This is a genomic window from Mesorhizobium opportunistum WSM2075 (assembly GCF_000176035.2).
Lineage (GTDB): Bacteria > Pseudomonadota > Alphaproteobacteria > Rhizobiales > Rhizobiaceae > Mesorhizobium > Mesorhizobium opportunistum.
The window spans coordinates 6,284,906-6,297,348 of record NC_015675.1 but is presented as its reverse complement, the minus strand read 5'-3'; the positions used below and the strand labels follow the sequence as shown (position 1 = coordinate 6,297,348).

The 12,443-nt window shown below is 58.1% G+C and carries 21 protein-coding genes; 8 read left to right on the top strand and 13 right to left on the bottom strand.

What is annotated here, in order from left to right; all coding sequences use genetic code 11:
- Positions 1-150 precede the first annotated feature (150 nt).
- Genes queC through queE form a run of 3 tightly spaced genes read left to right on the top strand, consistent with a single transcriptional unit; the run spans position 151 to position 1,936 of the window.
- Positions 151-849: a 7-cyano-7-deazaguanine synthase QueC gene (gene queC, locus MESOP_RS30340; protein WP_013533307.1), complete on the top strand. Its 699-nt coding sequence runs from the start codon at positions 151-153 to the stop codon at positions 847-849.
- Positions 849-1,205 (top strand): 6-carboxytetrahydropterin synthase QueD, encoded by a 357-nt coding sequence (gene queD, locus MESOP_RS30335; RefSeq protein ID WP_013533306.1) that lies wholly within the window; start codon positions 849-851, stop codon positions 1,203-1,205. The genes queC and queD overlap by 1 nt, the downstream gene beginning before the upstream one ends.
- A complete protein-coding gene (gene queE, locus MESOP_RS30330) occupies positions 1,202-1,936 on the top strand; it encodes a 7-carboxy-7-deazaguanine synthase QueE (RefSeq protein ID WP_013533305.1) in 735 nt (244 codons plus the stop codon). The genes queD and queE overlap by 4 nt, the downstream gene beginning before the upstream one ends.
- A 1,086-nt stretch (positions 1,937-3,022) precedes the next feature.
- Here queE and MESOP_RS30325 read toward each other — a convergent pair.
- The 3 genes from MESOP_RS30325 to MESOP_RS30315 all read right to left on the bottom strand — a co-directional run bounded on the left by MESOP_RS30325 (position 3,023) and on the right by MESOP_RS30315 (position 4,861).
- A complete protein-coding gene (locus tag MESOP_RS30325; protein WP_013525246.1) occupies positions 3,023-3,307 on the bottom strand; it encodes a hypothetical protein in 285 nt (94 codons plus the stop codon).
- 524 nt (positions 3,308-3,831) lie between these two features.
- On the bottom strand, positions 3,832-4,074 hold the full coding sequence (locus MESOP_RS30320; protein ID WP_013533304.1) for a hypothetical protein: 243 nt from the start codon (positions 4,072-4,074) through the stop codon (positions 3,832-3,834).
- Between the two features lie 67 nt (positions 4,075-4,141).
- Positions 4,142-4,861 carry an SOS response-associated peptidase gene (locus MESOP_RS30315; RefSeq protein WP_013533303.1) on the bottom strand — a complete coding sequence of 240 codons (720 nt, stop codon included), beginning with the start codon at positions 4,859-4,861 and terminating at the stop codon, positions 4,142-4,144.
- Between the two features lie 76 nt (positions 4,862-4,937).
- Here MESOP_RS30315 and MESOP_RS30310 point away from each other — a divergent pair, with 76 nt between their 5' ends.
- A complete protein-coding gene (locus tag MESOP_RS30310; RefSeq protein ID WP_013533302.1) occupies positions 4,938-5,171 on the top strand; it encodes a hypothetical protein in 234 nt (77 codons plus the stop codon).
- 9 nt (positions 5,172-5,180) lie between these two features.
- Positions 5,181-5,426, top strand: coding sequence for a hypothetical protein (locus MESOP_RS30305; protein ID WP_013533301.1), 246 nt, complete (start codon positions 5,181-5,183; stop codon positions 5,424-5,426).
- A 327-nt stretch (positions 5,427-5,753) separates the two neighbouring features.
- Here MESOP_RS30305 and MESOP_RS30300 read toward each other — a convergent pair whose 3' ends face one another.
- The 3 genes from MESOP_RS30300 to MESOP_RS36685 all read right to left on the bottom strand — a co-directional run bounded on the left by MESOP_RS30300 (position 5,754) and on the right by MESOP_RS36685 (position 6,581).
- The gene (locus MESOP_RS30300) at positions 5,754-5,894 is read right to left on the bottom strand and encodes a hypothetical protein (protein WP_245265018.1); all 141 of its coding nucleotides are present in this window, start codon (positions 5,892-5,894) and stop codon (positions 5,754-5,756) included.
- A 71-nt stretch (positions 5,895-5,965) separates the two neighbouring features.
- A complete protein-coding gene (locus MESOP_RS36690; protein ID WP_342447417.1) occupies positions 5,966-6,355 on the bottom strand; it encodes an ATP dependent DNA ligase in 390 nt (129 codons plus the stop codon).
- Entirely contained in the window at positions 6,345-6,581 is a 237-nt protein-coding gene (locus MESOP_RS36685) for a DNA ligase-like domain-containing protein (RefSeq protein WP_338048490.1), read from the bottom strand. The genes MESOP_RS36690 and MESOP_RS36685 overlap by 11 nt, the downstream gene beginning before the upstream one ends.
- Before the next feature lie 339 nt (positions 6,582-6,920).
- Here MESOP_RS36685 and MESOP_RS30290 point away from each other — a divergent pair, with 339 nt between their 5' ends.
- On the top strand, positions 6,921-7,106 hold the full coding sequence (locus tag MESOP_RS30290; RefSeq protein ID WP_013533299.1) for a hypothetical protein: 186 nt from the start codon (positions 6,921-6,923) through the stop codon (positions 7,104-7,106).
- A 108-nt stretch (positions 7,107-7,214) separates the two neighbouring features.
- Positions 7,215-7,403: a hypothetical protein gene (locus MESOP_RS30285; protein ID WP_013533298.1), complete on the top strand. Its 189-nt coding sequence runs from the start codon at positions 7,215-7,217 to the stop codon at positions 7,401-7,403.
- A 1,070-nt stretch (positions 7,404-8,473) separates the two neighbouring features.
- On the opposite strand, the gene MESOP_RS30275 is transcribed toward MESOP_RS30285, so the two are convergent.
- Entirely contained in the window at positions 8,474-8,824 is a 351-nt protein-coding gene (locus MESOP_RS30275) for a sunset domain-containing protein (protein WP_013533296.1), read from the bottom strand.
- Between the two features lie 52 nt (positions 8,825-8,876).
- On the opposite strand from MESOP_RS30275, the gene MESOP_RS30270 reads away from it, so the two are divergent.
- On the top strand, positions 8,877-9,647 hold the full coding sequence (locus tag MESOP_RS30270) for a hypothetical protein (RefSeq protein ID WP_245265016.1): 771 nt from the start codon (positions 8,877-8,879) through the stop codon (positions 9,645-9,647).
- A gap of 374 nt (positions 9,648-10,021) precedes the next feature.
- On the opposite strand, the gene MESOP_RS30265 is transcribed toward MESOP_RS30270, so the two are convergent.
- The 6 genes from MESOP_RS30265 to MESOP_RS30245 all read right to left on the bottom strand — a co-directional run bounded on the left by MESOP_RS30265 (position 10,022) and on the right by MESOP_RS30245 (position 12,349).
- Entirely contained in the window at positions 10,022-10,402 is a 381-nt protein-coding gene (locus MESOP_RS30265) for a hypothetical protein (protein WP_013533294.1), read from the bottom strand.
- 21 nt (positions 10,403-10,423) lie between these two features.
- Positions 10,424-10,768, bottom strand: coding sequence for a hypothetical protein (locus MESOP_RS30260; protein ID WP_224688052.1), 345 nt, complete (start codon positions 10,766-10,768; stop codon positions 10,424-10,426).
- 499 nt (positions 10,769-11,267) lie between these two features.
- A complete protein-coding gene (locus MESOP_RS36825; RefSeq protein WP_085984565.1) occupies positions 11,268-11,531 on the bottom strand; it encodes a DUF4339 domain-containing protein in 264 nt (87 codons plus the stop codon).
- A 100-nt stretch (positions 11,532-11,631) separates the two neighbouring features.
- Positions 11,632-11,895 carry a hypothetical protein gene (locus MESOP_RS30255; protein ID WP_041163917.1) on the bottom strand — a complete coding sequence of 88 codons (264 nt, stop codon included), beginning with the start codon at positions 11,893-11,895 and terminating at the stop codon, positions 11,632-11,634.
- A complete protein-coding gene (locus MESOP_RS30250; protein ID WP_041163531.1) occupies positions 11,885-12,124 on the bottom strand; it encodes a hypothetical protein in 240 nt (79 codons plus the stop codon). The genes MESOP_RS30255 and MESOP_RS30250 overlap by 11 nt, the downstream gene beginning before the upstream one ends.
- Positions 12,125-12,139: 15 nt before the next feature.
- Positions 12,140-12,349, bottom strand: a complete 210-nt coding sequence (locus MESOP_RS30245) for a hypothetical protein (RefSeq protein ID WP_013533291.1) — start codon at positions 12,347-12,349, stop codon at positions 12,140-12,142.
- Positions 12,350-12,443: the final 94 nt, after the last annotated feature.

Here is a 12,443-nt window from a genome sequence, read left to right as displayed (position 1 = left end):
ACCGCCCCTGAGGAGGCTCCGCGCTGTCGCGAACCCTGCCGCACCCGGCAAGTCAGCGCCACAGGGTTCACAAAGTTGACTGGCTGGGCTAGGGGGAGCGCAGAGAAATCTCCGGTCGCAGCCTTACCCGGTCAAAACAAGGATACCACGATGAAGACTCTCGTCATCTGCTCCGGCGGATTGGACTCAGTTTCCCTTGCCCACAAAGTGGCAGCGGAGCACGAACTCGCCGGGCTGCTGTCCTTCGACTACGGCCAGCGGCACAGTAAAGAACTGAAATTCGCCACGCTGTGCGCACAGCGATTGGACATTGCGCATCAGATCATCGACATCCGCCAAATCGGCCGCGGCCTTTGCGGCTCCGCGCTGACCGATGGTGTCGACGTGCCGGACGGCCACTACGCCGAAGACACCATGAAGATCACGGTGGTGCCGAACCGAAACGCCATCATGCTGGCCATCGCCTTCGGACTCGCCGCCGCGCAGCAGCTCGAAGCGGTGGGGATGGCCGCTCACGGCGGAGACCATTTCATCTATCCAGACTGCCGTCCGGCCTTCATCGAGGCTTTCCAGACGATGCAGGACCGAGCGCTCGACGGAGACGCGCAGATCCGTCTTTATACGCCTTATGTGAACCTCACCAAGGCGGACATCGTCGGCGATGGAGCAAGGCACGGGACCCCATTTGCGCAGACCTGGTCCTGCTACAAGGGCGGCGAACGTCACTGCGGACGGTGCGGGACCTGCGTCGAGCGGCGCGAAGCGTTTCAGCTGGCGCAGCACGCCGACCCGACCGACTATGAGGACACCGATTTCTGGCTTGAGGCGCTACGGAGGCGGAGCGCCTGATGTTCCGCATTACCAAGGAATTCCACTTCTCGGCCTCGCATCAGCTCACCTCCTTGCCACCCGAGCACCAGTGCGCGCGACTGCACGGGCATAACTACATCGTCGTAGTGGAGCTTTCGGCCAAGGAGCTGAACTCGCACGGCTTCGTGCGCGACTATCACGATCTGGCGCCGCTCAAACACTATATCGACGAGAGCTTGGACCACCGGCACCTCAACGACGCGCTCGCGCATGAGCAGGTCACAGCGGAATACCTGGCCAGGCATTTCTATGAATGGTGCAAGGCACGGCTGCCGGAAACCGCCGCCGTGAGGGTGAGCGAAACCCCTAAAACCTGGGCGGAGTACCGGCCGTGACCGACACGCGGCCCGCAATTCGGGTCAGCGAGATATTCGGGCCGACGATCCAGGGCGAGGGCGTGCTCATCGGTTTGCCGACGGTCTTCATCAGAACCGGCGGGTGTGACTACCGCTGTTCCTGGTGCGACAGCCTCCATGCGGTTGACAACCAATTCCGCCATGAATGGAAGATGATGCCAGTGGATGCGGTGTGGCAAAGCGTGGTTGCGCTTTCCGGCGCCCGGCCAGTTATGGTGTCCCTGTCGGGCGGCAACCCCGCCATTCAGCCCTTCGGCGGCCTAATCGAGCGGGGCCATGCTGAAGGTTACCGCTTCGCGCTGGAAACCCAAGCTTCGGTGGCCAAGGACTGGTTTGCCGAGCTTGACGTACTGGTCCTCAGCCCAAAGCCGCCGTCGAGCGAAATGAGGACCGATTGGGTTGCATTCGAGGCTTGCATCGAAGCGGCGCGGGAGAAGCCGCAAGTCGTGCTCAAGCTCGTCATTTTCGACGAGAGTGACTACGCCTTCGCCAAAGACGCCGCCGCCCGATTTCCAAGTCTCCCGGTCTATCTGCAACCCGGCAATCACACGCCACCGCGCCGTGGCGAGGAAGACGCAGCTGTCGACCTTGCCGGAATCATGAGGCGCATGGAGTGGCTGATCGAAAAGGTGACGCAAGACAGATGGTTCGAAGCCCGCGTATTGCCGCAGCTGCATGTTCTGCTCTGGGGTAACAAGAGGGCCGTCTAGGTCTAGCTGGCAGGTGTGGGAACTGCACCAACTCTTCGGCCAGAATAACTCGCTCGCATGTGACAGCGCTGCTCGGACAGGCGATTGGTGATCGAGGTCGGACTAGTTCGGTAAATTGAACCGGGTACATGAATGCCAGGAAGTCTTTCTTTAGGGTTATTTGTGTTTCCGCTTCCGCAAAGCGTCTACCGCCCAGCGGTGTATCTGGGTGATCGCGTTACGAAGATATGCCGCGCAGGCCTCCTAGGGGCGGGCCGATCGAACTCAATCGCAAATCCCGCCTCTAGCTTAGTGAACGTCCGATGAGGTAGGGCGTTGCATAAGTGCGGGATCGCCGGCCCTATGAATGGAGCCGCGTTTCCGAGTTGCCGTCCGTTCTTGCGTCAAAAGCCTGTGCCGGGTTGAACCAGCCCAGATGAGGGCCTCACGCTCCTTGCTGTCGAGGCCAGACGTTCGTTTCCGGGTCGAGGTCGCGCAATCGTTGAGTCACTGCACCGGTCATTTCACGAGCGTCTTAATTGGGATGGCTTGGCGCGGTTGCTCTCTTGCAATTCGTAGCCGTCGACGATCCTCGGCATGCAGGTCTGCCACTCTTTTCTCGGATGAGACGATGGGGGATATCGATGGCAACTTCGGAGGACCGCGCTAAACTGGCGGCGACACGCAGCATCGGCGTGTCACCTCAATGGCAACGTTGATCTTCTGAGACGATCCTTTCCTTCCAAGGCCAGGCCCTCAATTTGACGTCCTGGGGCATTGTCCAGATATGCTTTATTTTTTCCGGGATCAGGCGGCACTTGTTGCCATGTTCCTCCGGAACGTCGCCGGCCTCCCGCCAGAGCCAGCAACACAGGACGCATTGAACTCCCTCGCCGCCGAGATGAACATCGGCCGGTATCATTCAGATCGTGCTGAGGGAGTGGCTAGAAACGAATGCCTATCTGCCAGTCCGGATGATTGACGAGGAAAGCGAGACCGACGGGAGCGCTTAGCAACATGGCTCGCAAGGGAATGGCCCGCAGAAAAGGCCCGTGCCTAAGGGACGGGCCAAATACGTTTCGGGAACAATGCCTAGAGCGGTTATTCTCAGCCGCCCATCTTCTTGGCCATGGCACAGAAATCAGCGTGCGACTTGTTGAGCGTGGTGTCGCCGCAGTCTTTCAGCACCGCCTTTTGTTCATCCGGTTTCATGGACATCCATGCGGTCTTGAAATCCGCTTCCGACCTCAAGGTTTTCATGCCGGCATCCGTGAAGAAAGGTGACATCTTTGCAGGATCATCGAGCGCGGAAGTGGTGCTGCTGCCAGCCAGCGCTGAGCCCGTCATCACTGCGAGCGCCATCGCGCCCATCGTAAGCATTTTGATGCTCATTTTTACCTCCGTTAGTTCTACACGCGCAAAATCGCGTGACCTGGGGAAAAAACGTCGGCGTCTGAACTCTGTTCCCGCATCTCGCCGATTCCGCATCGGCAGCCGTCTGACGCGCGCTGGTGTCGTGGAGAATGGCCGGTGCAGTGAGGAGTCCACCGTGCGGCGACGGACCACTGCGGCCAGCCTACAGTGCGATCGGCAAATGCGGGCCCATTAACCACCTTCCTGGATAGATTGGACCCCAATGGGGATGCGGGGGGGTTTACTTTGCGTGGAAAATCACAAGCACAGATTCTATTGTCATGTTGAGCGCGACGGATTGTGGGGAGTTTGGGATTGCGTCGCCAACAGGCCGGCAAGGTTGGGCGGTGGCGACCTTCGCGGTTGCACTGGCCAAAGGGCTGAAACTGCGGAACACGTCCTCACGAGAATTTACGACGGCGGACTTGATGCCGTCGCTATCCGCATCGCGGGCATTGTCAGTTCTGCGGGTTCGGCCTGATCGATCCCCGGCCGCCAGGCGCTTACCCAGCCTTAGGGGGCAGCATCGGTCCAGTGGTGTTCCACCGGATGAACTCGACCTCTTTCCCGGTGACGTCCCGCACGGCCTTCAACAGCACCTCATGCAGGACGCGCGTCTGCCTGTAGTGGTCGCAATGTGGCGATATGAACGGCTTGATGATGCTTAGGTGCAGCGCTTCCGCTGCCACCAGGAAGCGCTCGATTTCAGCCTGTGATAACTGCTTTGAGGGTTTTGACCTAGCCATTGCGACACCTTTTGAGAGTCGCCCACCTGAGGACAATATTCCTACCGCGACCGTTCAGTGTAAAGGCTCAAACGTCGAAAAGGTCGTTTGGTCCCACACCAATTTCGTCAATGATGTCCGGCGTGTTGTTTCGCGGGCTTCCGACCTTCCTGTCAATCGGCCACATCTTCATCAGTTCCGAAGGATATGGCTTCATAAGGTCGCGTGGATCCAGTTCCGGTCCGAGCCAGCGCATGTAATCGGCAGGCGCCAGAATAACCGGCATGCGATCATGGATCGTCGCCATCAACGTATTAGGCTCGCAGGTGACGACAGCGAAGGTCCGGATCAACTCGCCGGTGGCCTTGTCGGCATATTCTTCCCATACTCCAGCCATGGCAAAAGGCTCGTCATCCTTCATTGCGATAGCGTAAGGCTGCTTTTTCTTGCCCGAAACATCGAGCTTTTGCCATTCGAAATAGCCGTCGACGGGCACCAGGCAACGGCGCGCGGCGTATGCTTTTCGGAACATGCCGTTGCTGGCAATCGTCTCGCACCGCGCATTGACAGGCGGTGGCCGCCCGCCGCCATCGCGCGCCCAGCCGGGAACCAGCCCCCACTTCGCAGAAACGAAACCGGCCATGCTCGTGGAAAGCTCTTCACGTACAATGATTGGATAGGTCAGGCTGGGCGCGCCATTCCAGACCGGGAACCCGTTGCCCAAACGCTCAACGTCGCCAGGGTGCGCGAACTCGAAGCGCCGTACCATGTCCGGGATGGTCGATTTTACAAAAACGCGTCCACACATTTAGGGTCGTCTCATTGACAAGGATCGAGGCCCGCCCAAAATGGGAACGGAGTGAGAACGAGTCAAGGTTGTGGTGATGCCGAAGAAGCCAAAGGACGTAATGCTGCCAGCGGTCTCGGGCGTCACAATCGAAATCGATGACCGCGATAATCCCGAGGTCTGCCTGGTCGGGCTGTTGACTGCCGAGGGGAAGCGATCCTTCACCCTGAGCGAAAACGGCGCTCGGATGATGGTGAAGGCGTTGCACTCATTTCTCGATCTCCTCGACGGATCTACGTCCGAGAAAAAGCCCAAAGGCCCCGCCAACTGAGAATCAGATATGGTCAATCCGCCCAAGCGACAGGACGATTATCAGGACCGAGCCATCGACTGCCAGGAGGCCATGGAGCCAGGCTTTCAGGTGATTGTCGATTGCATGCTGGAGGCGGGATGGACGCGAGGCGAGACATTGCGGGCGCTGAAACGGCTCATAGCTGCCGACAATAAGGCTCAGAAAGAGAACGCCAGGCTGGAAACGCAACTCGCAATTGCGCGGGCCATGTTGCGCGCTGGAAAGCCGATTTAAGGTCTGTTGACCTGTTGGGGGTCCCTTGGCAATGCGTCGATTGCCACCGGGCGCATAAACTCTTGCACCGACCTGGGAGGAACATGCGTCCGCAGTCGAAGTTCGGAATGCGCTTGGTAAGGAAATCTCCTTGAAACAGCCAAGCAAGGCCCGCCACTGGCTCCGAGACCCGGTGGCGGGCCACCCGCGATTAATCTTTTTCGTAGGGCTGGAACCTGTTTCTGAAATCGAAGTTGGAAATGTGCTTGGTTGAGATTCCCCTCCTCAAATCCAAGCTCTGGTGCAAGTGCAAGGCCCGCCGCTGTAATTGTGTCCTCAGCGGCGGGCTTACTTCGTCAGGCGCTCCACGGTCTCAATGATCGCCTTGGCCAATGCCTCGCCTTCATAGATCGGCTCTGGGCCATAGTAGCCCGTCACCCATTTCTCAGACGGCAGCACACCGGGCGGGCATACCTGCTCAATGGCCATTCGGACGAGCTTCAAGCCTGCGAGTTCGCCAGTGGGCTCGATTGCCACAGGGGGCGATTCGGGCTGCGGTATCATGGTTTCGCCTCGCGGATCGTTCTCAACGTCGCATGGCGCAATTTGTCTTCGCGCTTAAGGGTTTTCACACGTCCGACAAGGCCAGGTTTGATCCATTCGGCGTCTGGTTTGTCGGCTCCCTTCGGTGGCGTGCCTTTCCCCTCCTGCACCTTGGCCCACAGGCGTTCGCGCATGGCTTTGGTCAGGGCGATGTTTGCCGATCCGACATAGCGGCGTTCTGCATCGCGGGTCGCCATCAAGGCGAGTGGGGCCGATCCCGGCTTGCGCTGCACGCCGGCAACCTCAAAGTCGACTTCCTCGTAGCATTTCGTTTTCAGCCACACTTCGGTATCGCCTGACCGATAGACACTGTCCGGCCGCTTCGACACCATGCCCTCAAGGCCCATGCGGATCAACCGCGGCGTAGAAGTCGGCCCCGCCGCCATGCACATGATGGCTGTACTGGATCGCGCCCCTGGCAGGCCCGACGAGGCCGAGCAGCTTTTCCCGACGTTCCAGCAAAGGTGCGGGGCGCAGGTTGACCCCGTCCAGATACAGCAGATCGAAGGCGACGAAGATGATCCGATCCGGCGCCCATCGCATCGCGGACCGAAGCGAATGGAAATCCGACACGCCTTTCCCATTGAGGACGATTGCCTCGCCGTCGATGATTGCCGAATTGGGGAAAGGGTTGCCGCCGCCTCGACAATCGTCTTGTACGTCGATGACCAGTCGTAGCCCCTTCGCGTGATCGCTCGGGCCGTGCCGTTCTCGATTGTGATTTGCGTCCGATAGCCATCGTACTTGATTCCGTGAATCCAGTTGTCCCCTGTCGGCGGCACCTCGACAAGCGTGGGAAACATTGGCCGGATGAACTTCAGACGCATGAGCTGACCCGCAAAACTGGGATTCAATTTAGCATGCGCTAAAATGGTTCCGGAACATTTTAGGCGAATTGGATGTTTGGCAGCTATGGCGAAGCTATCCGACATTGGACCACCCATTCCCGGCAAGCAGCACGGCGGCCAGCCAGCCGATGAGGACGACAACTTCTATACCTGCCCGACGTGTGGACAGCAGGTCGACATGCGCGACTTGCGGCAGGTGATTTGGCACGAGCAGCCAAAGCACAAGCCGCTCCTTGTCGTCGTCGAATAACGCGCACCTTCTTGAGCAAACGACGACTGAACGTTTCGTACCCGCCCTGCGGCCCCGACTATGCGGATTTAATGATTTCGATTACCATTGCTTTCTTGGGAGGCTGCGATGGAAAGCGCGAATACGAACATGGCGCCCCCTCGGGTCGAGGTGGCCGAGGCCGGCGGAGAATGGTTCGTCCGCATAGTGGCCGACGACGAAGAGCTTACCCGCTCATTCGATTTGGAATCGTTCGCCCTGTCCTACGCGGAAGGCCAGCGGATACGTCTTGGACTTGCCGAGTTCAAGCGGCTGTAGGAAGGACAAGATGCCTCTCTCTGAGAGCCTGCATTCAGTTGAGATGGAATTCCGATGCTCGGAATGCGGATTGGGTTTTGTCAAGCCGGGGCGCTGGTTTAAGTCTGCCGCTCAACATCATTGCTCCGGTTGCCATCACCTCACACACCTCACCTATCCGAAGAAATTGGCATTGTTCGACAAATACGCCAAGCTTCCGACGATGGGGATCGGTGGCGAGGAACGATGAGGAGCGACCGTAGCTTCAATAACTTGTCCTCGGCAACCCTCATGCCCCTTCATCGGTAAGCGGTCTTGGCCGCACAATGCTCAAATCAAACTTGGTTGAAAGGTCGGGCTCCGCTTTGTTGATGGCGGCGGTGGTCATCCGATGGACGGGCGGGATGATTATCATCCGGACGTTCGTTCAGGCCAGAGCGGCGCCCCGAAAATCAGGAACACGACTGCCACCAACACGATGACCAACCCGGCTGTAAACGCGTTCGCAATGATATCACCAGGCTGCATACACTCTCCGTGAATGGGTGCCCGCCACACCAAGGGGGTCGTGGCGGGCAATCAACCAACCGACGATGAGGAGACGATGATCGACGGTCACATTCCCGATGTCGAAGAGGCCGTGTTGTTTCAGAGGCCGGACCTTTGCGCTTCGGCATCGGACTTTAGTCGGGTGCTTGAGGCGGCCCCGCTCGGGGATCGATCGGCACGGCGAAGGCCCGTCACCGATCAGCAATGACGGGCCCCTGCCTCGAGACCGCTCGGCTGTAAACCAAGCTTTGAATCGAACTTCGGTTTCGCAGACAGGTTCCCTCGATCTCCAAAAATTGAGCTTCAGTGGGTCCGCCCCCACTGGCGGGCAGGGGCGGACCCGGCCGGGGCTTGGGGCCTCGACCGGCAGCGGGCACGCTGCCGCTTGCTCACCTACCTCGGCATATCAGGTTCCACTAATGCACGAAAAAGCCCGCCACCTTTCGGAAGCGGGCAGGGTCTATAGTAGCTGGGATCAACCAGCATAGGTCAACGGGCGGCGGCGGGGTTGGTTGCGAGGCCACCCAGTCGTAGGGGAATGCTTACACCTTGGATTTTCGCCACCCTGCCCACCAGGCTTCCCATTGAGAGCAAAACCAGCGCTCGCCTTTGGCAGGATTGACGATGGTCTCGTTGTAATATCGCTGACCAGGCAGGTGATAGATGCGCTCGCCTGTCTCGACGCTGATATTGCCTTTGATGTTGCAGCCATCCGCCGCGCTGGAGCCGCCTAGCCGATGCACAGTCGGAAGGGGATGCTGCTCACTTTGCGGGATGAAGTAGCTTGCAGCGGAAACACCGTACAGCAGAACCGGAATTAGCGCCCGCTGCTCCAGCAGCGAACGTCTGCGCCTTCTCCTAGGCTGAGAAGCCTTTTGCCCTTGGAGGCCCATACCCCTCTCTCCCCAAGGGAAGAATGCGACTAACGGCGGTTGAAGTCCAGCCGTGACTGCCACAGCCTATTGGGGTTATGCACGTGTGAACGATCTGGACGGTTCTTGTGAACGGCCAGGTCACTATGAACTTGAGCAGGGCACGGAATGGTGCTCTTGCTTGCGCTTGGTCACAACCCGTTGGATCGGCCTTGCATTCATGAGCCAGTTGCTGAGCGCGATCTTCAAGCCCGACGGCCGGGAGGAAGCTGAACGGGCGAAGTTTTTGTCGCGAATGTTCGGCATATTCTCCGAGAAGATTGTCTCGCTTTGGTGTGATGACGAGCGATCGCCTTATCAAGACATCGGGCGCCCTACGATAAAAACAAGCACCACCGATCGGGGCTACACGCTGGACTTCACCCTGCGAGAACGGAAGACCGACGCGGTGTACGTTGCCGAAATGAAGTGCGAGATCGAGTACCAAAGCTTCCGATACTTCATTCTGACGAACGCCGAGCAGCTCAAGCATCACAGAAAGCCGGCTTTCAACGTTTTCCTGCGGTCAGCTCGGCCCTCGGAAGACTTGCAGGCATGGGTTTGCAAACAGAAGACGCCTTTCGCTGGCGCAATTCTGATTTGGGGCGCGGTGTCGCCCTCTGGCCGAATGAGCGCAATTCAGGAATTTGGATTGAGAGACGCTCTGTCGCTAGACGAGATGTCCCGCGATCTCATCTCTTGGAAGTGCCAGCGGTATGAGGGCCTGCTCAGTGAGCGCCGAGCTTGGAGCAATCAACTTTTCGATGGACTGCTGAGCTCCGCTTCTGTCGGCGAAGCTGAATAGGGCCGACCATCGATCTGGCCTACTCGCCCGACTATGCTTAGGCTGGATGGAAAGCGCAACGGCAACCCCTACGCAAGTCCTGCATCGGGTGTTGACCTACCTCCTCGCCGTCCATTGAGGATGGCTTCATCAAGGCCATCAGATTTGTTGCGCCAAGACCTTCCACGTCGAGGTTGCCGAGCAGCTCCTGAAGTGGACCAAGCGTGGCCCTAGGTGGCGACAGGCGGTGGGAACCTGTATGGCCGCAATTGAAGGTATGTGCCCCCTCAGGATGCCCGTAGGGCGTTCGAGGCGGCGGCCAAGGAAGAGCGGATGCTCGCATTGCCCTAACGTCAAGCATGAAAGGCCGGCTAGGGACCCTTCAAAACAGCCCACTATTTGGTGGAGGGGTATCGCTTCGTCAGAAAGTTCTGAAGCTCGTCGCGACTATTGAAGTGCTCAAACCCATCTGAGCTATGGAGGATGTAGCCCCCGCCTGTCGTCTCTTCTATCTTCATGCCTTGATAGTTGAAGGTCGCTTTGACATGGGGTGGCAATCCCTGCGTCTGGGGCTTTCCCAATTGGGCATCCGCCGAGCCTGGACTTGCTGTTGCTTGTCCACTCATGCCGCCAGCGAGCTGCCGGTCCACAGATGAGAGGAAATCCCGGATCTCGCCCAAGCGGGAAAGGATCATGATCATCCAGAGTACCACGAGGATGGAGACGATGATGTTGACGAAAAAGTAAATTCGAATGAAATCGCCAGCGAAATCCATTCCATGCCCCCAAATTAGGCCTCAAACGCCGACGCTCGGCGCTCGCGGGTGAGGTGCCCAAACCGACCATAGCCAGTCGAGTATCGATAACCTCGTATCCATGACGTAATCGCCGGCCCATGACCAGAAGTACAGGCTCAGGCAAATGTTGAGCGCGGCCACCGCATAAAGCCATCTCCTCTGCTCGTTGTCGGATTTGTTGGTGTAGAGCGCTACCAAAATTGCAAGCGTCGGCGGTACCACAAGAAATGGAATGATGCTCAGGACCCATGCCAACATCGAAACCGGATCGCTTCTAATGCTAGCCAAGATTGGAGACAGCCTCTTCAATCCCGCCTGCTTGGCATCCTGAACCGCCAATTCCAACGATAGGACTGCGCCACAAGTCGGACAGGTGCTGACCCCGCCAAGGGTTTCGCCAAAGCAAGACGGGCACGAGCCTGTTGCGGACCTCAAATTCCTATGATCCGAAGCCACATCAACCTCTCGTGGAGATCGGCGAGGCCCCGGCGAGAAGCATGTGATAGCGGAGGTTCATCGCTTTTGCAGTCTTGTAAGCGTCGACTGCAGACCAAATCATAATGATCCATCCCAGAAAGACAAACCAGAGCGCTATTGTGAGGACAAACATGAGAATGCCCTTACCTATCTGGCCGTTGTAGAATTGCCCGAGACCGCAGATGAGAAGCGATAGGATGAGCGCAACGCCAGCCGATTTGTTGGCTGCGGTGCCGTCCAGGAGGACACTCGCAACGCATAGCCCGGCTGAGGTCCGATGTTGTTTGTCACTTGGACAATGGTGGCACCCTCGGCAGCACTGACCCGGCTGTCCGAATTTGTCCGAGCAGGTGGTAGGGGTGTAACTCTAACGTGTTCGAATACCGAGAACATGGTCTTTGGCAGCCTTCCAAGCCGTCCCGCCGACGGGGACTACCTGTGTATTCTCAGTTATTCGTCCCTCCTTCGCGAAACTGCGAAGTTCATGGCCGGTGTAGGGACCATAATTCTGAGCCTCAATGTTCAGATGCCAAGAACCATCCAAAGGATGCGGCGGAACGTTGGAAACTGAGTTCGAAATTTCTCCTGCCGCGCTAGGCAGCGTAGACTTTGGCCCTAATTGTTCTGTCATAATTCCCCCCTAAGCCCCTTTAACATTTTTATCAGGGAGGCCTCAAAAAGCAATGCGCATTTCAGGGCGTTGCTACTATGCCAGTGTAAAGAGAGAAAGTTTACTCCATGTCCGGCACGTCGCCGCCGATAAAGAGGGTCGTCGGCTCCCCGTATTCACCAAGCGAAGGGTTGGCATCACGCGACCACGCAATGACGCCGGTATGCTTCCCCGCTAGACCCTTCGCGGTCCTAATCGCCCGATCCTCCGTCTGCCGTTCGGCAGGCCCAAAAACGGGCTGAAGGTCCCCAGTCTCATCGCGGTCGAAGGCGGTGACGACGATCAACTTCGGTGCTTTCTGCTGTGGGAACAAATTATCTGATATGCAATCTTTCCGTTCGGCCAAGCCCCGATGAGAGGTGAGGGCTCAGGCTCATTGGGAAAGAGCGCCGTCTGGCAATTCTGCTTTCCAGATTGGCGATGCGCTCAGTCAGCAAATACCGCTCGACAGCAAACCCACCGCCTGCGAACAGCACGGCAAACGTGGCAAAGGCTGCCGGGTTGGCCACTACCAGCGCAGAGTTGCTTCCAATGAAAGCGATAAGGTCATGCATTGAGCGACGCCACTTTCATCCCAACACAGGCGGTGTAGGGTCAAAGCTGATCGCCACGAGCCCCGGATACCTGTGAGCGAGGGCAATGATTTGGGTCTCAAGCTCGCAGTTGTGGGCCATAAGCGCCTTCACGGTCTCAAGAGGGCTTTCGTAGCGGGCGATAAGCTTCTCCGCTTCGAAGTGCAATTCCGCTTTCGATTCAGCGTCTAGGTGCATCGTGGCCATTGCGGTCCCTCCTAGCGTGTCGCGCGGCGTGGTGCAGTGATCGCGTCAAGGCGGTCCTGAAGGTGCCCGTTGAGGATGATCATTTCCTTGAGGG